Origin of the sequence: Shewanella morhuae (assembly GCF_900156405.1) — a bacterium.
Classification (GTDB): Bacteria; Pseudomonadota; Gammaproteobacteria; order Enterobacterales; family Shewanellaceae; genus Shewanella; species Shewanella morhuae.
On record NZ_FTNN01000003.1, the window covers coordinates 20,194 to 43,276 of the forward strand.

At 45.0% G+C, this 23,083-nt stretch carries 22 protein-coding genes; 7 read left to right on the forward strand and 15 right to left on the reverse strand.

What is annotated here, in order from left to right:
• Positions 1-9: 9 nt before the first annotated feature.
• Genes ftsL through mraZ form a run of 3 tightly spaced genes read right to left on the reverse strand, consistent with a single transcriptional unit; the run spans position 10 to position 1,766 of the window.
• Positions 10-324, reverse strand: a complete 315-nt coding sequence (gene ftsL, locus BW947_RS04310; protein ID WP_076497098.1) for a cell division protein FtsL — start codon at positions 322-324, stop codon at positions 10-12.
• Between the two features lie 10 nt (positions 325-334).
• Positions 335-1,276 (reverse strand): 16S rRNA (cytosine(1402)-N(4))-methyltransferase RsmH, encoded by a 942-nt coding sequence (gene rsmH, locus BW947_RS04315; RefSeq protein ID WP_076497099.1) that lies wholly within the window; start codon positions 1,274-1,276, stop codon positions 335-337.
• A 31-nt stretch (positions 1,277-1,307) separates the two neighbouring features.
• The gene (mraZ, locus tag BW947_RS04320) at positions 1,308-1,766 is read right to left on the reverse strand and encodes a division/cell wall cluster transcriptional repressor MraZ (protein ID WP_076497100.1); all 459 of its coding nucleotides are present in this window, start codon (positions 1,764-1,766) and stop codon (positions 1,308-1,310) included.
• A gap of 622 nt (positions 1,767-2,388) precedes the next feature.
• Between mraZ and BW947_RS04325 the strand changes: the two genes are divergently transcribed.
• Complete coding sequence (locus BW947_RS04325; RefSeq protein ID WP_076497101.1) at positions 2,389-2,718, forward strand: hypothetical protein; 330 nt, start codon at positions 2,389-2,391, stop codon at positions 2,716-2,718.
• 136 nt (positions 2,719-2,854) lie between these two features.
• Here the strand turns inward: BW947_RS04325 and glpK are convergent, their stop codons facing one another.
• The 6 genes from glpK to leuA all read right to left on the reverse strand — a co-directional run bounded on the left by glpK (position 2,855) and on the right by leuA (position 11,221).
• Positions 2,855-4,339 (reverse strand): glycerol kinase GlpK, encoded by a 1,485-nt coding sequence (glpK, locus tag BW947_RS04330; protein ID WP_076497102.1) that lies wholly within the window; start codon positions 4,337-4,339, stop codon positions 2,855-2,857.
• Between the two features lie 233 nt (positions 4,340-4,572).
• Complete coding sequence (locus tag BW947_RS04335) at positions 4,573-5,922, reverse strand: outer membrane protein transport protein (RefSeq protein ID WP_076497103.1); 1,350 nt, start codon at positions 5,920-5,922, stop codon at positions 4,573-4,575.
• Positions 5,923-6,448: 526 nt separating this feature from the next.
• Positions 6,449-7,054, reverse strand: a complete 606-nt coding sequence (leuD, locus tag BW947_RS04340; protein WP_076497104.1) for a 3-isopropylmalate dehydratase small subunit — start codon at positions 7,052-7,054, stop codon at positions 6,449-6,451.
• 27 nt (positions 7,055-7,081) lie between these two features.
• The gene (leuC, locus tag BW947_RS04345) at positions 7,082-8,488 is read right to left on the reverse strand and encodes a 3-isopropylmalate dehydratase large subunit (RefSeq protein ID WP_076497105.1); all 1,407 of its coding nucleotides are present in this window, start codon (positions 8,486-8,488) and stop codon (positions 7,082-7,084) included.
• Entirely contained in the window at positions 8,488-9,582 is a 1,095-nt protein-coding gene (gene leuB, locus BW947_RS04350) for a 3-isopropylmalate dehydrogenase (RefSeq protein ID WP_076497106.1), read from the reverse strand. Before leuB ends, leuC begins: the two co-directional genes overlap by 1 nt.
• A gap of 70 nt (positions 9,583-9,652) precedes the next feature.
• Complete coding sequence (leuA, locus tag BW947_RS04355) at positions 9,653-11,221, reverse strand: 2-isopropylmalate synthase (protein ID WP_076497107.1); 1,569 nt, start codon at positions 11,219-11,221, stop codon at positions 9,653-9,655.
• Between the two features lie 508 nt (positions 11,222-11,729).
• Between leuA and BW947_RS04360 the strand changes: the two genes are divergently transcribed.
• A complete protein-coding gene (locus BW947_RS04360; RefSeq protein ID WP_076497108.1) occupies positions 11,730-13,490 on the forward strand; it encodes a tetratricopeptide repeat-containing diguanylate cyclase in 1,761 nt (586 codons plus the stop codon).
• Between the two features lie 5 nt (positions 13,491-13,495).
• Here the strand turns inward: BW947_RS04360 and recQ are convergent, their stop codons facing one another.
• The gene (recQ, locus tag BW947_RS04365; RefSeq protein WP_076497109.1) at positions 13,496-15,319 is read right to left on the reverse strand and encodes a DNA helicase RecQ; all 1,824 of its coding nucleotides are present in this window, start codon (positions 15,317-15,319) and stop codon (positions 13,496-13,498) included.
• Positions 15,320-15,547: 228 nt separating this feature from the next.
• Between recQ and BW947_RS04370 the strand changes: the two genes are divergently transcribed.
• On the forward strand, positions 15,548-16,012 hold the full coding sequence (locus BW947_RS04370; protein ID WP_076497110.1) for a thioesterase family protein: 465 nt from the start codon (positions 15,548-15,550) through the stop codon (positions 16,010-16,012).
• Between the two features lie 192 nt (positions 16,013-16,204).
• On the forward strand, positions 16,205-17,089 hold the full coding sequence (rarD, locus tag BW947_RS04375) for an EamA family transporter RarD (protein ID WP_076497111.1): 885 nt from the start codon (positions 16,205-16,207) through the stop codon (positions 17,087-17,089).
• A 30-nt stretch (positions 17,090-17,119) separates the two neighbouring features.
• Here rarD and BW947_RS04380 read toward each other — a convergent pair whose 3' ends face one another.
• The 5 genes from BW947_RS04380 to radC form a co-directional block, all read right to left on the reverse strand.
• Positions 17,120-17,638, reverse strand: a complete 519-nt coding sequence (locus BW947_RS04380; protein WP_076497112.1) for a PH domain-containing protein — start codon at positions 17,636-17,638, stop codon at positions 17,120-17,122.
• Positions 17,639-17,758: 120 nt separating this feature from the next.
• Complete coding sequence (argA, locus tag BW947_RS04385) at positions 17,759-19,078, reverse strand: amino-acid N-acetyltransferase (protein WP_076497113.1); 1,320 nt, start codon at positions 19,076-19,078, stop codon at positions 17,759-17,761.
• Between the two features lie 311 nt (positions 19,079-19,389).
• The gene (gene rpmG / locus BW947_RS04390) at positions 19,390-19,563 is read right to left on the reverse strand and encodes a 50S ribosomal protein L33 (protein WP_006079871.1); all 174 of its coding nucleotides are present in this window, start codon (positions 19,561-19,563) and stop codon (positions 19,390-19,392) included.
• A 6-nt stretch (positions 19,564-19,569) separates the two neighbouring features.
• A complete protein-coding gene (gene rpmB / locus BW947_RS04395; protein ID WP_076497114.1) occupies positions 19,570-19,806 on the reverse strand; it encodes a 50S ribosomal protein L28 in 237 nt (78 codons plus the stop codon).
• Positions 19,807-19,927: 121 nt separating this feature from the next.
• Positions 19,928-20,605: a RadC family protein gene (gene radC / locus BW947_RS04400; protein WP_076497115.1), complete on the reverse strand. Its 678-nt coding sequence runs from the start codon at positions 20,603-20,605 to the stop codon at positions 19,928-19,930.
• A 121-nt stretch (positions 20,606-20,726) separates the two neighbouring features.
• Here radC and coaBC point away from each other — a divergent pair, with 121 nt between their 5' ends.
• The 3 genes from coaBC to slmA are packed head-to-tail and all read left to right on the forward strand — an operon-like array spanning position 20,727 to position 23,033.
• Positions 20,727-21,950: a bifunctional phosphopantothenoylcysteine decarboxylase/phosphopantothenate--cysteine ligase CoaBC gene (gene coaBC / locus BW947_RS04405; protein WP_076497116.1), complete on the forward strand. Its 1,224-nt coding sequence runs from the start codon at positions 20,727-20,729 to the stop codon at positions 21,948-21,950.
• Positions 21,947-22,405, forward strand: a complete 459-nt coding sequence (dut, locus tag BW947_RS04410; protein ID WP_076497117.1) for a dUTP diphosphatase — start codon at positions 21,947-21,949, stop codon at positions 22,403-22,405. The genes coaBC and dut overlap by 4 nt, the downstream gene beginning before the upstream one ends.
• A 34-nt stretch (positions 22,406-22,439) precedes the next feature.
• Positions 22,440-23,033: a nucleoid occlusion factor SlmA gene (gene slmA, locus BW947_RS04415; RefSeq protein WP_076497118.1), complete on the forward strand. Its 594-nt coding sequence runs from the start codon at positions 22,440-22,442 to the stop codon at positions 23,031-23,033.
• Positions 23,034-23,083 lie beyond the last annotated feature (50 nt).

The window sequence follows — 23,083 nt, forward strand, 5'->3', positions numbered from 1 at the left end:
TCCCTATATTCACGGCACCTTTACCACAACTTCTTCGCTGGGTAATGGACGACTCATGTTGAGTTCCTTTGAGGCAATACGCGTAATGCGACTATGTTCGGTCTGCGATTGCTCTTCTAATAATAAATTACGCCATTCAATATCTAATCTGTCGCGCTCCTGCAGCAGCTGATCCCACTGGGTCGTTAGTTGACGAGTCGTATGGCTACCATAGACAACAGCGACCGCATTGCAGAGCACGAGTAGTGCTAATAACAATATCCATTTGTGCAGCCATAAATCGTGCAATACGATTTGTGGCAGATTAATTGAGGGCTTACTCACAGTGTGCCCCTTAGTAATCTAAACGCTCAGCAATGCGTAACACTGAGCTGCGCGCTCTGGCATTGCGTTCGATTTCTTCGTCAGATGGCATAACTGCTTTGCCTACGGCACGTAATTTACGCGACTTATTGATTTGTTCTTCAGTGATAGGCAAGCCGTATGGCACTTGCTCGCCTTGACTATGGCGACGAATAAAGCGTTTAACGAGACGGTCTTCTAAAGAATGAAAGCTGATAACCGACAAACGTCCTTGGGGAGCGAGTACATTAACGGCCCCCTCAAGCGCTTGCTCGATTTGGTCTAACTCACTGTTGATATAGATACGGATAGCCTGAAATACACGAGTCGCAGGGTGCTTATTACGCTCTTTATTTTTAGTGATGCGTGCAATTAAATCGGCTAAATCTTTAGTGCGTAAAAAAGGTGTTTTTTCGCGGTCGGCTGCGATACAACGGGCGATATGCCGAGCATTTTTCTCTTCGCCATAGGTTTTGAATACCCACGCCATATCCTCAATTTCCGCACGAGCCAACCACTGAGCGGCTGTTTGACCTTGGCTATTGTCCATACGCATATCAAGTGGTCCATCACGCATAAAACTAAAACCACGTTCAGCGTCGTCAAGTTGCGGTGAAGACACGCCTAAATCGAGTAATACGCCATCAATTTTACCCACAAGCCCAAGCTCTTCTACATAATCGGCTAATTGACCAAAACCACCATGAACGATTTGAAAACGCGGATCATCACTAAACTGTTTTGCCGCTTCGATCGCTTGAGGATCGCGATCGATTGCGATCAATCGACCATTCTCACCAAGATGCTGTAATACCTGTCTTGAATGACCACCGCGGCCGAACGTACCATCGATATAGATGCCATCGTCTTTGATGTTTAAACCGCCAACCGTTTCTGCAAGCAGCACGGATAAATGGGCAAATTCTTGACTCATTACTCTCTTCTTATTTAGTTAGCACGACTCGTTAAAGTGAAAAATCTGCAAGACGCTCGTTATTGGCAAGCTCCTCACTTCGAATCGTTTCCTGACACTCATCAATTTGCTGCAGCCAAGATTGCTCATCCCACAGCTCAAATTTGTTCAATTGTCCCACCAGCATGATGCGCTTATCTAAATTGGCATATTGTCTTAGCGGTGGTGGCAATAATATCCGTCCATTACCGTCCAGCTCCACTTCGTGGGCGTAACCGAGTAACAGACGTTTTAACGATCTCTGGGTTTTATCGGTATCGGAAAGCGTTAACAACTTAGCTTCGATCAATTCCCATTCATGGATTGGATACAAGAGTAAACAAGCGGATTGGATGTCGACAGTAATCACGATGCGGCCCTGGTGCTCAAGCTGCAAAGGTTCGCGGTATCGCACTGGAATAGCGATCCGTCCCTTTGTATCTAAGTTGATCGCACTGGCTCCACGAAACACGCTAATTCATCCTATCCTTTGGTTTTTGATCCACAAATATCCACTATTTCCCACAACTGCTAAGTTTAGGGACAGTCGACAAGCAATGTCAAGGGATGGGATCCTTTTATAAATCCAGTAGGCAAGCGGGTTAGCAGCATGTTGGGCACTTAAGTGAGTGCCAAGAAAAAACACTAGAAACGAGCTAAACAGAAGGAAGTACAGCAATAAGTACGCTGATATACTCAGCAACCTTTACTTTTCAGACGTTTGCGATGAAATAAATCGCGGATTATTTCTATTGGTAGAGAGTTTTACCGGTGGATAAATAATCTAAAGCGTACAAAATGATAAAATAAGCCTCACTTTGGCCTTCTTCGTTAGTCAAAAAAGAGTAAAAAAGAGCATAACAGCTAAATTTAAATTCTAACTAAAGACGTTATAAATTTGTAGGTAATGGAAAATTAATGTGACAAAAGGGGTGAAGATCAAAAAATAGACAATATTAGCAAAATAATTATAACAATATCGCTTGATGGACCTTTGTCTTTATTCTCTAATAATGGCAACAATCAGCACATAGCCTACATATTAACCGAAGTTTGCCGATATGATGGTAACAGGGATAAAACAAGGAGGCGTTATGAGTGGATTAGATAGCATTTATGCCATGCTGGCTCAGCCAGTCAAAGCGGTGTTGCACCCCAAACGGGTCGTCGACCAAGTTAGCAGTGCTACGGCAAATGCCGCTGATAGCCACGAGAGCCCGCAATCACAATTACCACCCACATTAGAAGGTCGCGATACTAAGGTTAGAGAACGGCGCAAAGATTCTAATCGTAATAAGAATAAGCAACGCCGCGCATCGGATGAACCTGAGGTATTAAAAGAAGGTGTTGTGCTTGAAGTAACGGACGATGTCGCTGACATTCAAAAACAATCCAGCCGACACATTATTGATATAGAAGTATAAAAATATGCTCAGTGGCGCTATCCACTCAAAATAGCTGCTTTATAAGCATTAACATAAAAGCAGCAATCTAGTTACGACAAAAAACTATGCCTACGCTCGAGCAGCGACGCGAACCATATTATAAAAGCTAAATACGTTAAGTACGAGTTCTGGCGACTGCATCCTGCCAACCGGTATATAAACGCGCCCGAGTCTCTACGTCAATATTGGGGATAAACTGTTTATCAATACAAGCCTTATGCTCAAGCTCTAAAGCACTGTCCCAAAAGCCCACAGCAAGCCCTGCTAAAAATGCGGCGCCCAAAGCCGTTGTCTCACAAACACTGGGTCTGAGTACTTCAACATTAGTGATATCGGCTTGAAACTGCATTAAAAAATCATTTGCTACCGCGCCACCATCAACCTTTAAACGCTTAAGACTCACACCACTATCTTTGGTCATGGCATCGAGCAAATCTCTACTCTGATAGGCTATCGACTCTAACGCCGCCCGAATAATATGATTACGGTTCGCGCCACGGGTTAATCCAAACAGTGCGCCGCGCGCATTGGGATCCCAATAAGGTGCACCAAGCCCCACAAAGGCAGGAACGAGATATACACCATGAGTATCTACAACCTTAGAGGCAAAATACTCGGTATCGCTAGCATCACGGATGAGACCCAGTTCATCCCGTAACCATTGAATCGTCGCGCCGCCCATAAATACTGAACCTTCCAGCGCGTAATTAACTTCCCCCATAGGACCAACTGCAACAGTTGTCAGTAAACCATGGTTCGAACGTACCGCTTTTGTCCCTGTATTCATCAGCAGGAAACAACCTGTGCCATAGGTATTTTTCGCCATTCCAGGCTCGACACATAACTGACCAAAAAGCGCCGCCTGTTGATCGCCCGCAATTCCTGCTACTTGGATTTCACTGCCTTCACCGGCAATCCGAGTGGTGCCATATACACTACAAGATGGTTTAACCTCAGGCAGCATAGATAAAGGAATCTCTAAGGCTTTAAGTAATTTATCATCCCAAGCCAGATTATGAATATTAAACAACAGTGTACGGGCCGCATTAGTGGGATCGGTAACATGCACTTTGCCTTCGGTTAACTTCCACACCAACCACGTATCAATAGTGCCGAATAACAATTCTCTACGCTCAGCTTGCGCACGAGCATTGGGAACATTGTCGAGTATCCATTTAATCTTAGTGCCTGAAAAATAAGGGTCGAGTAATAGACCGGTGTTGTCTCGAACATACTCTTCAAGCCCTTGAGCTTTGAGCTGCTCACAGATCTCCACACTACGGCGACACTGCCACACTATCGCATTATAGATAGGCTTACCTGTGGCCTTCTCCCAAATGACAGTGGTTTCCCGTTGATTGGTAATACCAATAGCAGCCACTTCATCACTATGAATACCCGCTCGCGCTAACACTTCTACCAATACTGAACTTTGACTTGCCCAGATTTCCATAGGATCGTGTTCAACCCAACCAGGATTAGGGTATAACTGAGTAAACTCCCGCTGAGACATGCTGACAATATTAGCGTCATGATCAAACACTATCGCCCTAGAGCTTGTCGTACCTTGATCTAAGGCCACCACGTATTTTTTCTGCACACTGTTACCCTACTTAAATTATCGAGCTACCACTTTTGCACGACCGAGGAAATGACGGACTACTTAACCTATAGAGACGCAGAGCTTATCCCGAACTCAGGTTGCTTATCTTATAAATATATTTGTAATTGAACCCCATGACCAGCAGCGTGTTGTATAAATATGCTTACCAAATAAAATAACACCCACAAAAAAGCCCTGAAAATTCAGGGCTTTTTTATGAGTAATAAAGATTACATCTTGTAGCTCATTTGGATACCCGCAAGCCATACATCACCGCTCGCGTCACCGTTAAAGTTAACTGTCGCTAAGTTCAGTAAGTTTTGCTGTTCGTTGATAGGTGCATTACCCGTGGCTTTGAGGTAAGTCACCGCAAAATCAACATTCAGGTTTTTAGTTGCCTGATAACCTGCTCCAACAGAGAACCACAGACGGTCAGAGTCTGGGATCGTAGTAGTACGCCACTCATCCGTCGCGGCGGTTTGATCTAAAGCCACACCCGCACGGACTAACCAATCATTATTCACTTGATAAGTCGTTCCCAACGCGAAACGCCAGTTATCTTTGAAATGTTCTTCCTTAACTAAATCAGACTCTAAATCACCTTTAGGTTTAACATCTCCAGGGAAATAAGCCACCAGTTGATCAAATACACTCCAATCTGTCCAGTTTACGCTAGCATGCATGGCCCAGTTATCGGTCAATTGGTGATGGGAAGCAATTTCAGCAAACGCTGGTAACTCAAGCGGTAAATAGCCTTCAATAGAAACATCCTGCCCACCAGTATACAACACACCAGAAGCATGACCATCTAAGTCCAGCTTAACGCCACTGTGGTAAGCAAAACCGATACGGTGAATAGAGTTAATCTGCCAGCTTGCCCCTAACTGCCAGCCATAACCGACATCATCACCTTTCATGCTTTTTAGCTCAGTGCCACCAGCAGGTAACATGCCAGCCACTTGAGGCGGCAGCGCAGGTTTAATACCATCAACCCAACCTGGTAACGATGCACCAATTTCACCTTCACCATAAACAATACGTACACCACCGCCTACGCTGACAGCATCATTAATACGGTAAGCAATATTAGGATTAAATTCAACTGTGGTGACCGAAGTCTTATTACCAAAAATAGCGGCGGCATGGGTTGCTGGTAACTCAGTGGCTAAACCATAGTTTGAATTAATGGCTAAGCCCCAAGTCCATTGGTCATTTAACTGATTTGAATAATAAAAGTTAGGTACAAGCGCATTATCGGCGACATCCAGCGCATCACCACCTTTCATTTCTACCGGGGTTGGGCTAAGTAGTGGAGAGCTTAGGCTTACATCACCTTTCACATCAACGTTTGGCATTACATAAATGCCTCCCGCAGATAACTGACGCCCTTCAAGGTAAGTCAGCATGGCAGGATTACGCGCTTGAGCGGAGGCGTTATCCGCCATAGCGGCTTCACCGGCAAAGGCGCGGCCTAAACCTGTGGCAGAATATTCGGCTAATTGAAAACCAGCGGCGTGGAGTTGAGTCGTTGAAGTTAACAAAGCTGCAGTAACAGCTAAAGTTAGAAGACGTTTTTGCATTGTTATTCTCTAATAATATTATTGTTATCTGTACTACTTGAATGAGTACTGTGGCGTTCAGGCAAAATAGAGTAAACACTCCATGTTGAATGCGAAGCAGTTTACTTATGCAGAAGATGTTTGCAACCAAAGGAGATAAAACAGATAAAAACACTAACAAGCCACAGCTTTAAAACAGATTTAGTGACCGACATCACCATTTAAACAGGATTTAACCTTTTTTAGCTCAATATTTATTCGCAGGAATGGTTGGTGCAAAACTCATAAATTAAAAAATAAACAACATAAACATACGCATACACACATAAAAAACTAAAACACTTGTAACGTATTCAAAGTTAATAAATTCAGCATAAATCACTGCCACTTACAAAATAAAAAATATGAAAATAATGTTGGTCATTTTATTAGTTTAAATACAGGTAGTTATGATTTTATCGTATTGAGGTTTAAAACAAAAGAGCCTAAGCATACACTTAGGCACTAAAAAGTTCACATAACAACAGTACAAATGTACGCTGAAATTCTAACGGCACCAGCCTTGGATTCGCGTTTCGTATTCACTTATCTGCGCCACATGGGACAAGGTCAGCCCAATTGCATCTAAACCGTTTAGCAGCTTATGCCTTGCCGATTCTGCCAGCGTAAAACTAAACTCGGCGCCCGACGGTGAAATTACTTTACAGGCAGTAAGATCAACCGTGATCTCTGCACCTTCTTGCGCCGCCACTTCGTCCATCAACTGACGCACCTGCGCGTGAGTTAATGCCACCGGTAATAAGCCATTATTGATTGAGTTACCGTAAAAAATGTCGGCAAAACTGGGAGCAATAATCGCCCGTAGGCCAAAGTCAGCCAGTGCCCAAGGCGCATGTTCTCGGCTTGAGCCACAACCAAAGTTTTCCTGCGACAACAGAATCGATGCACCTTTATAGCGGTTTTGATTCAATGAAAACTCAGGGTTAGGCTTATCGCCCGCATCATCTAAATAACGCCAGTCGTGGAATAAGTGCACGCCAAAGCCATCGCGCGTGACCTTAGATAAAAACTGTTTCGGAATGATCTGATCCGTATCGATATTGCTGCTGTCGATCATGACCGCAAGCCCGGTATGCGTGGTAAAAGGTTGCATTTACTTCTCCTCTTGGGGTTACGGTAATTAGTAAGGTTTGCGAATATCAACAAAATGCCCAGCCACCGCAGCGGCAGCGGCCATTGCTGGACTCACTAAATGGGTGCGACTACCACGGCCTTGGCGACCTTCGAAGTTACGGTTACTGGTCGAGGCGCAGCGATCGCCCGCTTCTAATCTGTCATCGTTCATCGCTAAACACATAGAGCACCCTGGTAAACGCCATTCAAATCCCGCTTCGATAAAGATTTTGTCTAAGCCTTCGGCTTCAGCTTGCGCTTTCACTTGACCAGAACCGGGCACCACAATCGCGGTGACGCCACTCGCCACTTTACGGCCTTTAGCATGCATAGCTGCGCTGCGTAAATCTTCAATACGCGAGTTAGTGCAAGAACCGATAAACACCTTGTTGATACTGATATCCGTCATCGGAGTGCCTGCATTTAGGCCAATATATTCTAAAGCCTTTTCCATACTCGCACGGGTACTTGGATTGGCTTCATGACTAGGATCTGGCACTTTACCATCGATTGCCACAACTTGGCCGGGGTTAGTGCCCCAGGTTAGTTGCGGCGCAATATCGGCGGCATCGAGTATCACAGTCGCATCAAACACCGCACTGTCGTCGGTTTTAATCGATTTCCAGTGAGCGACGGCTTCAAGCCAATCTTCGCCCTTTGGCGCAAACTCGCGACCTTCTAAATAGTCGAAAGTAGTTTGATCTGGCGCGACCATGCCTGCCTTGGCACCCATTTCAATCGCCATGTTACACACTGTCATGCGGCCCTCCATAGACAGAGCTTCAATCGCCTCACCACAAAACTCAACTACATAACCTGTGCCGCCATCCATGCCGATTTTACCAATAATCGCCAACACAATATCTTTAGCGGTGACGCCATCAGTCACCTGACCACGCACTTCAATCTTCATGGTCTTAGCTTTTAACTGACGCAAAGTTTGCGTTGCTAACACGTGCTCAACTTCTGATGTGCCAATCCCAAATGCCAATGCACCAAAGGCGCCGTGGGTTGCGGTATGGGAGTCGCCACAAACAATCACCGTTCCGGGCAGGGTAATGCCCAGCTCTGGGCCCATTACATGCACTATTCCTTGATTAGGATGATGAATGTCGTATAGGCGTACGCCAAAGTCTTTACAGTTTTGCGCTAACGTTTCAACTTGGGTGCGTGCCATCGGACTTAGGGCGTCTAAGCTGGCGCTGCGGGTCGATGTGTTGTGATCCATAGTGGCAAAGGTTTTTTCCGGTGCGCGCAGTTTACGGCCCGCCACCTTCAAACCACTGAATGCTTGTGGAGAGGTCACTTCATGGACTAAGTGCCTGTCGACATAAATGATTGGCGCTTCACCCTCAGGAGAAGCAACGATATGAGCATCCCACACTTTTTGATACAAGGTCTTTGCGTTTGTCATTACACACCTTCCTTTACAGCATTGGCGATAAAGTCACCCATTTCTACCGTCGATTTCGCTGCACTACGTTTGTCGCTGCTCAGCAATTCACCGGTTAAATAGCCAGAGTTCAAGGCTTTACTTACAGCGCGCTCAATCGCACCCGCCGCTTCTTCTTGTTTCAAGCTATGACGTAGCATTAATGCTGCCGACAGAATTTGCGCGACAGGGTTCGCGATTCCTTTACCCGCGATATCTGGTGCACTACCGCCTGCTGGTTCAAATAAACCAAAGCCACTACTATTCATACTTGCCGACGATAACAAGCCCATAGAACCCGTTAACATGGCAATTTCGTCAGATAAAATGTCACCAAACAGGTTAGAACATAACATCACATCAAACTCATCGGGGCGGCGCAGCAACTGCATCGTCGCGTTATCAATATAGATATGCTCAAGCTCAACATCAGGGAAATCGACTGCGACTTCTTCAACCACTTGTCGCCACAACACTGAGCAAGCCAGTACGTTAGCTTTATCCACAGAAGTCACTTTTTTACGGCGACCACGGGCGGCTTCAAAGGCAATACGCGCGATGCGGCTAATCTCGCGGCGGCTATAACGCATGGTATCAAAGGCTTCTTCATTCTCGCCTTCACCTTGGCGGCCCTTTGGCTTACCAAAATAAATACCACCGGTTAGCTCACGTACACATAAAACATCAAAGCCACGGGCCGAGATATCGCTACGCAGCGGGGACATATGCTCTAGGCCATCGTGCAATTTAGCCGGGCGCAGGTTGCAGAATAGTTCAAAGTGACCACGTAGAGGCAATAGCGCGCCGCGCTCAGGTTGTTCATTCGGCGGTAACTTTTCCCACTTAGGGCCACCGACTGAACCAAATAAAATTGCATCAGCTGCTTCACAACCCTTTAGCGTGGCATCGGGTAATGGGCAACCGTGGTTATCAATGGCAATACCGCCGACATCGTATTGCGTGTATTCGATATCCAGATTGAAACGCGCTTCCACCTCACGCAGCACTTTACGCGCTTCTGCCATGACTTCTGGGCCAATACCATCACCTGCTAACACTGCTATTTGATAACTCATACGCCAGCCAACTCCTTTAAATGTGAATACTTTATGCTCGACCTTGCTATTCTTTGGAAGCCTTTAGCGACTACACGCCGCCTAGCTCTCGACTTTTTTGCATGTTTTGTTTGTAATCAGCGACCTTGTCTGCACGACAGGTTAAGTTCATCACATGCACTAAAGCGCGCGCCGAAGCTTCAACCACATCGGTAGCTAAACCCACGCCATGGAAATTTTGCTCGTGATAAACCGCAGTAATATCCACTTGGCCTAAGGCATCTTGACCTACGCCCTTAGCACCTAACTTATAGCTGATGATGTCGATGCGGCGATCCGTTGCACGGGCAATGGCGTTATAGGCAGCATCTACAGGACCATTGCCCGTTGCAGCTTCAGTTTTAATTTCACCATCCACTTCGATACGCACTGTGGCAGTGGCAACGCCTTCTGTAGAGTCAGACTGCACCACTAATTGCTGCAATTGGTAGTGGTTATCCTCTTCGGCTTGAGCTTCCATAAAAGCTAGAGCCTCTAAATCATAATCAAATACTTGGCCTTTCTTATCTGCTAATTTTAGAAACTCTTCGTACAGGGAGTCCATATTGTAATCGTGCTCGCTATAACCCATTTCCTCCATACGATGCTTAATGACATGGCGGCCTGATCGCGAGGTCATGTTCAAGTTATTACGATTTAAGCCTATGCTTTCTGGCGTCATGATTTCATAGGTATTTTGCGCTTTTAACATGCCATCCTGATGGATGCCCGACGAGTGAGTGAACGCATTGGCACCGACAATCGCCTTGTTCGCCTGCACTGGCATATTGCATAACTGGCTGACTAAATTAGAAGTACGGTGGATTTCCTTAGCGTTAATGCCGGTTTCTAGCCCTAACATCCCCTTGCGCGTTGCTAAAATCATCGCGATTTCTTCCAATGAACAGTTACCCGCACGTTCACCTATGCCATTGATGGTACATTCGATTTGACGAGCACCGTGTTGCACTGCGGTTATCGAGTTAGCCACAGACATACCTAAGTCATCGTGGCAATGCACTGAGATCACCGCTTGGTCAATATTAGGTACACGGTTAAATAAGGTTTGAATAATATGGCCAAATTCGCTTGGCACTGTGTAACCAACCGTATCGGGTATGTTAATGGTGCGCGCGCCAGCAATAATCGCGGCCTCTACCATACGGCACAGATTATCAATGGGCGTGCGACCCGCATCTTCACAGGAAAATTCCACATCGTCGGTAAAGCGACGGGCGTATTTAACTGCACTCACCGCCATTTCTAACACTTGATCGAAGGAGCGCTTTAGCTTGCTTTCCACATGAATGGTCGATGTAGAGATAAACGTATGAATACGGAATTGCTCTGCAACAGACAGCGCCTGCGCCGCTGCATCAATGTCCTTTTCAAGTGCACGAGCTAAAGCACAAACACGGCTATTTTTAATGGTGCGCGCGATAGTTTGTACCGACTCAAAATCGCCGGGTGAGGAAACCGGAAAACCGACTTCCATCACATCAACACCGAGACGTTCCAGCGCGATAGCGATTTGTAACTTTTCTTTGACCGTAAGGCTGGCGGCTAACGCCTGCTCGCCATCACGTAAGGTCGTATCAAATATAATGACTCTGTTAGACATTTCGCTTCTCCATGGAACGTTTCCGTTCGTTATTTAATTTTTAACCGTATTCAGATACAAAAAACCCCGCAACATTTGTGCGGGGTTTGTGAATGCTTTGCTTAATTTATCGAGCGTGCAACACTAAGACCTCCGCGTATATTTCGCGAGGAGAGAGAGAAGGAGGTCGAGTTTGCGGTTAATTCTATTCATTTAATTTAAATATTTATTCTGTTCAAATTATTTAGGACGGTTAATATTTAACTTGCCTAGCCATGAGTGTCAACCCTAATTTTTTCATGTTTAATGGGTTTAGTGGCTTATAAAGCTAATCTAGACTGGTTTTATACTGATATTAGTGACCGATACTATAGAATTAACCAACTGTTTGGATTCAGAAATTATATAAATGTGTTAACTTATCTATCTTCGGATAAATAGTTTTTTATGCAAACAATATTGAAGAAAAGTTATAATCCCGTTTCAGTGATTACGGATAGTAGAACTTACGTATTTTATGGAGTACAAAATGGATTTTCGCGTCATGGTGCTGAGCCTATTTTTATGGCTGTTTCCCTTTGGGGCCAGTGCTATAGACCAGTTAGATGAACTGACAGAGCTCGTTTACCAATATCCCAGCAAAGCATTTTCTCAACTTGCTCTCTTAGAAAAAACATTCGCAGCTAGCCATATAAACTCTGATATCAACCAACTCAGATTGAGCGTGTTGAAGTGCCAAAACCTGCTACAACTCGGAGAAAATGAAGCGGCAATCAACGTCGCCCAACTGGGTGACGCGCGCGCTAAGCAACTTAAGCTAGACCAAGCACGCCCTTACTTTTTAATTTGCCAAGCCGATGCCAATCTTAATAACAACAATGTTCAAAATGCCCTACCCTTACTCGACTCAGCGATTACTTTAGCTAGGCGCTATCAGCAACCCCAAGCCTTGGTCGATGCCTTACGCTTGCGTGGCCAACTCGACACCGATACCGATAATTTTTCTTCTGCCATCGAAGATTTACGTTTAGCTATCGATATTTACCCCGATATTCATACTCAAACCCAAAATTGGGTTTGGCCACCACAGGCTTACATCTATGCCGCTATGGGTAATTTACTCTATGCGACCCATGATTTCCCCCAAGCGATGTATTACACCAATCTAGGGATACAGAGCTCAGATGCTAAAGGGAAAGTTTTACATATCATTTTACGAAATGCGGCCAGAATAGCGCTCGACAATCAAGAATTCGATTACAGCGACCAACTCGAAATGCAAGCAAAAATACTGCTACCTGAACTAGGTTCGCCGTTAGAGCTTGCTTACAGCTATGCCATTTTGGCCTCAATCGCACTCGATAAAGGCCGTATTGATACTGCCGAAGAGTATATTGCGATAGCAATCAATACATTTAAAAAACAAAATCAAAAAGTAGCGATAATGCGCTCCAACCGTCTACTAGCTCAAATACGTTTTGCCCAACACCAAGATGCTGAAGCATTAGTTCTCATGCATCAAGCCATTGAACAAGGGGAAAGCCTTAATCAATACTCAGATCTCAAAGGATTTTATGGGATCATCAGCGATTATTACTTAGAGCAAGATGATTTTAAACAAGCTTATGCCTTCTTGCTTAAACGCTATCGAGCAACAGAACTCGCGAATCAAGAGATGAATAATGCGCGAATATTGCAATTTAAAGCACGCCTAAATCAACAAGATATGGGGCCGACTAGCAATGATAATACGCCAGAATCAACCTCTATTTTACAAGAATTAAATGTTGATTGGCTCTATAGCACACTATTTTTAATAGCCATACTCTTACTCGGTGGGATGATTTGGTATTTGATTGATAAGCAGAATAATCGCGCATCCCATGCTGACGGTGATGAGCCCATTGAGACACTGGTTCAGCAGATACTATCGGTATTAAATAATGCTAAACAAGGTAATTACCCGCTATCTTTATTGATCTTTAATGCCAGTCAAATCCGTCAAGTCGATTTACCCTCATTGCAAGATGAGTTACAACATCGACTGCGAGAACAAGACAAATTAATCCGCTATTCGATGGATGAAATTGTCATTGTTTTACCGCATACCTCGACTGAGGGGGCCCAAAAAGTGATTACTCAATTAGTGGCGTGCATTCAACCTTGGCAAGGCTCGAGCAAGATCAACATTGGTGTCGCTGCTATGCAACAATTTGATACGTTAGAGTCACTAATAAAGCGGGCTAGCATCAATCAACTGAGTAAAATTAAGAGTGGTGAGAATAATTAATCCCATTATTCTCCTGCTAAGTAAGCAGCTATTTCATCAAGAAAATCGTTACCAAAACGACTCAATTTACGCTCACCAACGCCATTTACAGCGAGCATTTCACCCGCACTAGTCGGCATCATCGCGGCCATTTCAGCCAGCGTAGCATCGTTAAACACTAAATACGGTGGTACATCCTGCTGCTCGGCAATGGTTCTACGTAATAATTTTAGTCGTGCAAATAACTTACGGTCGTAATTGAGCGGAGTTTTGGATTGACTCACCTTACGTTTGGTTGTCGTTAGCTGAATCCGCGGCTCGGCCAGCATTAGCACCACCTCACCTTTTAATATTGGTCTTGCTGAAGGATTTAACGTAATAGAAGATCCACGCGTCACATCCTGACTCGCTAATCCTAAATGGATCAATTGACGGATAACACTCAGCCAATATTCATGGCTCTTATCTTTACCAATCCCCCAAGTCGTAAGTTTATCGTGGCCGCGATCGACTATTGGCGCGCTTTTCGAGCCCCGCAATACCTCAATTAAATGATTAATACCAAAACGCTGCCCTAAACGAAAAATACACGACAGCACCTTTTGCGCATCTTCAGTGCCGTTATAACGTTTAGGTGGGTCAAGGCAAATATCGCAGTTACCACAGGGTTCAAGCGCACTCTCGTCAAAATAATGCAACAACACTTGGCGACGACAAGTTTGCGCCTCGGCAAAGGCGGCCATGGTATTGAGTTTATGGAATTCTACTTGTTGCTGTGGTCCTGGCTCTGCTTGCTCAATTAAATGCCGCACACGGCCAATATCAGCAGGATCAAATAGCATAAATGCTTCCGCGTCTAGCCCATCACGGCCAGCACGACCCGTTTCCTGATAATAGGCTTCGATGCTTTTAGGGATATCGTAATGCACCACAAAACGTACGTTCGATTTGTTAATCCCCATACCAAAAGCCACCGTCGCCACGACGATATCAATTTGATCTTTCAGAAAACTATCTTGTACGGCGCCGCGATCTTCTTGCGTCATACCCGCATGATAGGCCTTAGCATTAAAGCCTTGCAGACATAAGCGATCGGCTACCTCATCGACTCGTCGACGGCTACTACAATAAATAATACCGTTAGTGCCATTTTGCTGAGTGAGAAAATGCCGTAATTGATTAGCCGCATTGAGTTTTTCGGCGACGGTATAGCGAATATTGGGCCTGTCAAAACTGGAGAGTAAACGGAAAGGATCGATACCGAGCCGCTCGCAAATACTCTGGCGGGTCGCCTGATCTGCCGTTGCAGTCAGCGCCATCATGGGCACATAGGGAAAGAGTTGTTTCAATTGCCCGAGCGCGGCATATTCAGGGCGAAAATCATGCCCCCACTGACTAATGCAATGGGCCTCATCAATCGCGAACATGGCTAACGGTAGCGACTGCATTCGTTCAATAAAATCGCTGCTTAACAAACGCTCAGGTGACACATACAGCAGTTTTAGTTCGCCATGGCGTAACTGTTTTAGTACTTCGGCGCTGCGCTCTCGTGGCAAAGAAGAGTTAAGGTAGGCGGCTGCAACGCCGGTTTGCAACAAACTATCAACTTGATCTTTCATCAACGAAATCAAGGGTGAAACGACGATAGTAATGCCATCCATCAGCAGTGCAGGCAATTGGTAACATAAACTCTTACCGCCGCCCGTAGGCATAATAACTAAACAGTCTTGACCACCACAAACACGCTCAATAACCTCACGTTGACCGTCCCGAAAGTTGCGGTAACCAAACACCTGTGCAAGGCGTTGTGAAAGGGGATCATCGTGTATTTCGAGTGCAGGCGTTTGCATGGATCTTCTATGTCAAAAGTGAGGGCGCCTATTCTAAAGCAGTGAACCGTTTCTGTCTTGCGCCAATGCAACATCATCTATCTGACTAGCCTATCTTGCATGGCTAGGGTTGCATTCGCCGCTTGCTTCACTGTAGATTAATTGCTCTAAGCAATATTTTATAAAATTAGCGTTGATAATAAATCCAATAAAGCCTCTCACAGTCACTTCGTGACAAGGACAATCCTAATGACAACCCCTATTCAAGCCGAAATATTAAAAAGAGTGGCTGACGTATTTGATAAACATGTGCCTTTTCATAATTTACTGGGACTAGAGATTAAACGCTATGACATTAATGGTGTCGAAGTTGTGGTCAATATGAAACCCGAATTAATTGGTAACATTCACCAACAAATTCTCCATGGTGGCGTGACCGCGACTATTTTGGATGTTGTTGGTGGCCTAACAGCTTTTGCCGGCCTTGTCGCTAGCGGTGAAGATTGGAGCATTGAAGAATTACAGCAACGTCTTCAAACCTTAGGGACTATTGATATGCGGGTCGATTACCTACGTCCCGGCCGCGGAGTCACTTTTACGGGCACAGGTAGCGTGATCCGTGCGGGTAATCGGGTATCGGTGTGCCGCATGGAGCTACATAACGAGCAAGGTACTCACATTGCTTTTGGAACCGGCACCTATATGGTCGGCTAACGGCTTAACTGTCACCTACTACGTTAAAATCAGCAAAGTACACAGCTTGATTAACAAGCTGTTTTACTAACATTTATTCTCTGTTTAACGGTTTATTGAGATATTCTGTAACGAAAATAGCGCGGTTAATATCTTGAGTCAGCTAGCAGACACACCTACAATCGCCATCTTATTGTCCTTCGAAGATGTCTCATGTCAGATCGTGAATACCGCAAAGGGATCCTGCTCGCTGTCAGTGCTTACTGTATGTGGGGGTTTGCGCCTTTATATTTCAAATTACTCAACCATGTATCCGCTACCGAAATCTTAATTCACCGTGTAATTTGGTCATTTGTGTTTATGTTGATCATCATGCTGTTTATTGGCGGATTTTCTCGTTTACGTTTACTGCTTAAACAGCCTAAGCAACTAATGGTGCTCACTATCACCTCGATCGTGATTGCTGGAAACTGGCTACTGTTTATTTGGGCAGTGAATAATGACCATATGCTCGATGCCAGCTTAGGTTATTTTATTAACCCTTTACTTAACGTCTTGCTTGGTATGTTGTTTTTAGGTGAAAGACTGCGTAAATTACAATGGTTTGCCGTCACTCTTGCCAGTACGGGCGTGTTACTCCAATTAATCTCTTTCGGCTCAATTCCAATTGTCTCTTTGGCACTGGCGGGCACCTTCGGTTTCTATGCGCTGCTACGTAAAAAGGTCAATGTCGATGCTAAGGCAGGTTTATTAGTTGAGACAGCGGTACTGTTACCCGTTGCGCTGATTTATCTTGTTGCTACATCAGATACCGCTACAGCCAGTATGCTAACCAACGATTGGCAATTGAACCTTTTATTAATGGCTGCGGGTATTGTTACCTCCATTCCACTACTGTGTTTTGCGGGTGCTGCTGTTCGTATTCCTTTATCTACGCTAGGTTTTTTCCAATATATTGGCCCAAGCATTATGTTTATCTTAGCTGTAAGCCTGTTTAATGAGCCCTTCGATGCAGAAAAAGGCGTCACTTTCGCTTTTATCTGGGCGGCATTACTTATTTTCACCTTAGATATGGCCTACAAGCGCAAAAAAACGTAAGGATTTACCCTTTGCACAGCGGCCAAAGATTCACTTTTGTAGCTGTGCAATTAACTCTGCACCTCGAGGTACCGTCAGCAATAGATCATATCCTTTGGTTGTAGGGATTAGCACTAACTGTGATTTATCTGTTATCGCTAAAAATGATCTCCCTTTCCCCTGTAGATTAAACCAACCCAATTGAAACCCTGGCATACCTATGCCGTTCGCCTTAAAGCTCGGCGTTAAACCTACCTCTTGTTGTAAATCGACTATGCGCGCCTCGGTAACTAATAAATCCGCGCGCGATAGCTGCACTTTGTAGAAGGGGACATCCAATGTGAGCCCAGTGTCAGTTAACACTAACTCCGCATGACTAGATTGATAGAATACCCAAGAAAAGCCGCCCATCATCACAAGTAGTATCCCTAAACTGGCAGATTTAGCGATATTCGGCATCTTTTTTAACCATAGCATCAGTAAAATACCGGCTAAGCCTAATAGCAAAACAAGAAAACTTAACATAGAGGTTTGGGTTAACGGGGCGAGTTCGAATACTTGGGGGCTCATCGGCAGCATCTCCTGTGCGGTTAAACCTTAATTTGCCAATAAACACCGATTATATCAACAAAAATGCCAGCGCTAAATATGAGTACTAGGCCGGCATTAATAGGGATGATTTAAAATAATCTACAGATCGAGTGCGAGGATTTTTGAACGACGTTGATAGTTATACAGCTGCTTTTTCTTTTGTGGTAGCGCTTCAACATCTTCAATCATAAAGCCATGCTCTAAAAACCAGTGAATGCTACGGGTTGTTAGCGCGAATAAACGTGAATAACCCCGATTTCGCGCCTTATTGATGATGTTTTTCAACAGCAAGCTACCCCTATCAGCATCACGATAATCAGGATGCACGACTAGGCAAGCAAACTCGCCCGCATTGTCCTCTTCAAAAGGATAGAGCGCGGCGCAACCAATCACTAAACCATCGCGTTCAATCAGCATAAATTGTTCGATTTCAATCTCGAGCTGCTCACGGCTACGACGCACCAGAATGCCTTGCTCCTCCAATGGACGAATCAGGTTCAGTACGCCGCCAATATCGGCGATAGACGCACTACGCAGGCGCTCAGCGCTCTCAGTTACGATTTGCGTACCAATACCTTCACGCGAGAACAACTCTTGCAGTAAAGCACCGTCTTCGAGATAGCTGACTAAGTGACAACGTGGCACGCCATTACGGCAAGCATCAATACTTGCTTTCAAGAAAGCCATAGTGCCAACGCAAGCAGACCCTTGCTCACTCAGCTTATCCATAATGTTTTGCGCATCATTAGGCATCAATTCTGCAATCACATCGCCGTTACGATCAAGAATACCGTTTTGCGAGCTAAAACCGATCATCTTGTCAGCTTTGAGTTTGATCGCCACCTGAGTAGCAATTTCCTCAGCCGTTAAATTAAAACTCTCGCCAGTAACAGAAGCCGCAATCGGCCCCATCAACACAATACAGTGATTGTCTAACTGGCGTTTTAAGCCTTGCACATCGATACGACGCACTCTACCGCTTAAACAAAAATCGATACCGTTATCCACACCAAGCGGCTGAGCAATGACAAAATTGCCACTAACTAAGTTAATTTGTGCCCCTTGCATCGGTGTGTTGCTTAAACTCATGGATAAACGCGCTGTGATATCAAATTGCAGTGCACCCGCAACTTGTTTGATCACTTTGAGCGACTCTTCATCGGTGATACGTACGCCTTCATGGTAGATAGGCTCAATGTCGTTGTTCGCTAATGCAGCATCAATTTGCGGCCTAGCGCCATAAACCAAAACCACTTTTATCCCTAAACTGTGCAGCAAAGCGACATCATTTAAGATGGCGCGAAATTGATTTTGAGCCAAAGCTTCACCGCCAAGCATCACCACAAAGGTTTTACCTCTGTGAGCATTGACATAGGGGGCAGAGTGACGAAATCCATCAACCAGTTCAGTGGTACGCACGCGTTATATACACCTCATTTTGAGCTGGCAATGTCACGGCGACATACCAGGAATGAATCGCTAACTTTTGCGTATGGTATTGCATTTTAATTCACATATAAAGAATTTATTCTCACCAAATAACAGTTTTAATGATTTTAAATGCTTAAAACAGCACTTTTTACATTTCGCTTAACGTTTTGACTTTACCAGGTATGATTCATGCGACTTAGGTATGTAATGCAATGCCTTCAAATTGATGATTCGTCGCGAAAAAAATGCAAAAAAAAGCCCCTTAAATAAGGGGCTTTTCTCGAAACACTCACCAAGAATTACTTGATTTTGGCTTCTTTGTAGATAACGTGCTGGCGAATAACAGGATCAAATTTCTTGATTTCCATTTTCTCAGGCATGTTACGCTTGTTTTTTTCAGTTGTGTAGAAGTGACCAGTCTTAGCTGTAGAAACTAATTTGATCTTCTCACGATTACCTTTAGCTTTAGCCATGATCTATTATACCTTCTCGCCACGGGCACGAAGTTCAGCAACAACAACTTCGATACCTTTCTTGTCGATCAGACGGATACCTTTAGTAGATATACGTAACTGTACGAAACGCTTTTCTTCTTCTAACCAAAAACGGTGGTTTTGTAGGTTAGGTAAAAAACGACGACGGGTCGCGTTTTTTGCATGCGAACGGTTGTTACCAACCATAGGCTTCTTGCCAGTAACTTGGCATACTCTTGACATGTCAATCTTCTCCAAAAACAATTTTAACGCTCGAGCATTAATGTGCCTCGTATGGCCGTCGCCCGAGGCACAAAGAGGGCGCATTTTATACACGATCACAGAGTGAAGATCAAGTGTTAGATTAATTAATCCAGCCTCGTTCTGCAAAAGAAACTATCTCTTGATCACCTACAACCATATGGTCCAATAAGGATACGTCTATGGTTGCTAACGCATTTTTTAATCGTTCAGTTATTCGTCGGTCAGCCTGACTGGGCTCGGCAATACCAGACGGATGATTATGACAAACGATAACTGCTGCGGCCTTTTTCTCCAACACTAAGCTCACCACTTCACGTGGGTACACTGAGGCTGAGTCTATTGTACCGCGAAATAATTCGACAAACTGAATCACTCTATGCTGGCTATCTAGCAGTAAAACTGCAAACACTTCATAGGGGCGATCAGCCAATTGTCTCATTAAATAGTCCCGAGTTAAATCGGGATTTGTCAAAATTTGACCTCTTTGCAAGTTTTCTTGCGCTACACGCCGCGCTAATTCGGCCGCAGCTTGAAGCTGAGCGTATTTTACAGGTCCTACGCCCGGAAGTCGACATACCTGATTTCGAGAAGCACAAAGCAAATTTCTGAGGCCTCCAAACTCGCGAATAAGCGACCTCGCAAGGTCAACTGCATTTAATCCCGCCAAACCGTTACGCAGTAATACCGCTAATAACTCAGCATCCGACAGCTGGGCCGCCCCCTTTTGTAATAGCTTATCTCTAGGCCCTTCGCCCTCTGGCCAATCTTTAATACCCATACGACCTCCGTGTCACCTCACATAATTTTACTTTACAAAGTATGGACGAGATTTTTTGAACCGGGAGGGTCACTAAAATTCACCACTTTGTGCTATCGTTGCGACATTATTTCTATCTCAGGTGATGTCTGTGAGTTTGACAAATAAAAACGTCCTGCTGGGCATTGGCGGCGGCATTGCAGCCTATAAAAGTGCTGACTTAGTCAGGCGCTTGAAGGAGCGTGGCTTTGATGTGCGCGTAGTGATGAGCCAAAGTGCGATGGAGTTTATCACCCCGCTCACACTGCAAGCGTTATCGGGTTATCCCGTCGCATCGAGCTTACTCGACCCTGCTGCAGAAGCGGCAATGGGCCATATAGAACTCGCTCGCTGGGCAGATCTGGTTATTATCGCGCCTGCGACCGCAAACCTATTGGCGCGGATTAATGCCGGCATGGCCGATGAGTTAATCACTACCACTTGCTTAGCAACTGAGGCGCCCATTGCACTGTGTCCGGCGATGAATCAACAGATGTATCGCAATGTGGCAACGCAAGCAAATTTAACTAACCTTGCATCCCGTGGTTTTACACTTTGGGGACCCGCCAGTGGCAGTCAAGCCTGTGGCGAAGTCGGTCCTGGGCGCATGTTAGAAGCATTAGAAATTGCTGAGCTGGCGACACAATTTTTTGCCAAAAATGACAGCGCTGAATTTAAGCCTCTCGCCGGACAATCAGTGCTTATAACGGCGGGGCCAACCCGAGAAGCCATTGATCCGGTCAGATATATTTCGAATCATAGTTCAGGGAAAATGGGCTTTGCCTTAGCCAAAGCGGCCTCCGATATGGGCGCAGCGGTTACGTTAGTCTCAGGTCCAGTGAATTTAAATACGCCAGAAGGCGTGACACGCATTGACGTTGAATCGGCACAAAATATGCTCGATGCCGTAATGAATAACATTGATAATAAAGATATTTTTATTGGCTGCGCCGCCGTTGCCGACTATCGCATTAGTGAGATAGCCAGCTGTAAGATCAAAAAATCAGCAGAAGAAATGCAACTTGCGCTAGTGAGGAATCCTGATATCTTAGCCACGGTTGCAAGCTTACCTAACCGTCCTTTTATGGTAGGATTTGCCGCTGAAACCCATGATGTAGAAGCCTATGCGCGCGATAAGCTCAAACGTAAAAACTTGAATATGATTGCCGCAAACGATGTTTCCATTGCAGGTATAGGCTTTAATGCCGATGCCAATGCCCTGCGTGTGTTCTGGCCGCAGGGGAGTCAAGATTTGCCAGCAACGGATAAGCTCACGCTGGCACGGCAATTACTTTCGTTAATAGTGAAAGAAAAAACAAATACATGAAAACACCGATTGAATTAAAGATCCTCGACTCCCGTATTGGCTCAGAATTTCCTCTGCCCGCTTACGCTACGCAAGGCAGCGCAGGCATGGATCTTCGCGCCATGATAGACACTACTTTGACGATCGCTCCGGGTGAAACCGTGCTGATCCCCACAGGAATAGCCATTCACGTTGCAGACCCGGGACTGGCGGCAGTTATTTTACCGCGCTCAGGCCTAGGTCATAAATACGGTATCGTACTTGGTAATTTGGTTGGACTCATCGACTCAGACTATCAAGGAGCGTTAATGGTGTCTTGCTGGAATCGCAGCGACAGACCCTTCGCCTTAGAAATTGGTGACCGTCTGGCACAACTGGTGTTTGTTCCTGTAATACAAGCACAATTCAAACTCGTTGATGAGTTCGATAGCTCAGATCGTGGTGAAGGCGGATTTGGCCATTCAGGCACTAAATAATCTCCTAAGTCGTTATTGAGCCAAGGATACTGTAATGGCTGTAAGCCCAAAAATTAATCGTCGTGAACACATATTACAATGCCTAGCGCAGATGCTAGAAACCCACCCGGGACAAAGGATCACCACCGCGAAACTGGCCTCAGAAGTCGGCGTATCGGAAGCCGCACTCTACCGCCACTTTCCCAGTAAAGCGCGGATGTTTGAGGGCTTGATTGAATTTATCGAAGAGTCGTTATTATCGCGCATCAACTTAATCATGGATGACGAGAAAGACACCATGAAACGTTGCCAGTTGGTATTGCAACTATTGTTGATTTTTGCCGAACGTAACCCTGGCATTTCTCGCGTTCTCAATGGTGATGCATTGCTGGGTGAAAATGAACGTCTACGGAGCCGGATCAGCAGCTTATTTGCCAAAATTGAAACTCAATTGAAGCAAATATTGCGTGAAAAAATGCTCCGCGAGGGTAAAGGTTTTAACCTAGATGAAGCCATATTGGCTAATTTACTGCTAGCCTTTGCCGAAGGTAGAATTGCCCAATTTGTACGCAGTGAATTCAAACTAAAACCGACTACACACTTCGATGAACAATGGTATTTCATCCAACACCAACTATTGCAAAGCTAATGATTTTTCAGCATAAAGGACGGTAAATACCGTCCTTTTTTTTAGTTTAC

What these genes read in the sequence shown, in the direction of transcription:
- dut (WP_076497117.1), top strand. Translation starts at nt 21,947, where the DNA reads ATGAAAACACCGATTGAATTAAAGATCCTCGACTCCCGTATTGGCTCA.
- rarD (WP_076497111.1), top strand. Translation starts at nt 16,205, where the DNA reads ATGTCAGATCGTGAATACCGCAAAGGGATCCTGCTCGCTGTCAGTGCT.
- BW947_RS04360 (WP_076497108.1), top strand. Translation starts at nt 11,730, where the DNA reads ATGGATTTTCGCGTCATGGTGCTGAGCCTATTTTTATGGCTGTTTCCC.
- leuD (WP_076497104.1), bottom strand. Translation starts at nt 7,054, where the DNA reads ATGCAACCTTTTACCACGCATACCGGGCTTGCGGTCATGATCGACAGC.
- rpmB (WP_076497114.1), bottom strand. Translation starts at nt 19,806, where the DNA reads ATGTCAAGAGTATGCCAAGTTACTGGCAAGAAGCCTATGGTTGGTAAC.
- slmA (WP_076497118.1), top strand. Translation starts at nt 22,440, where the DNA reads ATGGCTGTAAGCCCAAAAATTAATCGTCGTGAACACATATTACAATGC.
- leuB (WP_076497106.1), bottom strand. Translation starts at nt 9,582, where the DNA reads ATGAGTTATCAAATAGCAGTGTTAGCAGGTGATGGTATTGGCCCAGAA.
- leuC (WP_076497105.1), bottom strand. Translation starts at nt 8,488, where the DNA reads ATGACAAACGCAAAGACCTTGTATCAAAAAGTGTGGGATGCTCATATC.
- recQ (WP_076497109.1), bottom strand. Translation starts at nt 15,319, where the DNA reads ATGCAAACGCCTGCACTCGAAATACACGATGATCCCCTTTCACAACGC.
- BW947_RS04335 (WP_076497103.1), bottom strand. Translation starts at nt 5,922, where the DNA reads ATGCAAAAACGTCTTCTAACTTTAGCTGTTACTGCAGCTTTGTTAACT.
- leuA (WP_076497107.1), bottom strand. Translation starts at nt 11,221, where the DNA reads ATGTCTAACAGAGTCATTATATTTGATACGACCTTACGTGATGGCGAG.
- rsmH (WP_076497099.1), bottom strand. Translation starts at nt 1,276, where the DNA reads ATGAGTCAAGAATTTGCCCATTTATCCGTGCTGCTTGCAGAAACGGTT.
- radC (WP_076497115.1), bottom strand. Translation starts at nt 20,605, where the DNA reads ATGGGTATTAAAGATTGGCCAGAGGGCGAAGGGCCTAGAGATAAGCTA.
- BW947_RS04370 (WP_076497110.1), top strand. Translation starts at nt 15,548, where the DNA reads ATGACAACCCCTATTCAAGCCGAAATATTAAAAAGAGTGGCTGACGTA.
- rpmG (WP_006079871.1), bottom strand. Translation starts at nt 19,563, where the DNA reads ATGGCTAAAGCTAAAGGTAATCGTGAGAAGATCAAATTAGTTTCTACA.
- BW947_RS04325 (WP_076497101.1), top strand. Translation starts at nt 2,389, where the DNA reads ATGAGTGGATTAGATAGCATTTATGCCATGCTGGCTCAGCCAGTCAAA.
- BW947_RS04380 (WP_076497112.1), bottom strand. Translation starts at nt 17,638, where the DNA reads ATGAGCCCCCAAGTATTCGAACTCGCCCCGTTAACCCAAACCTCTATG.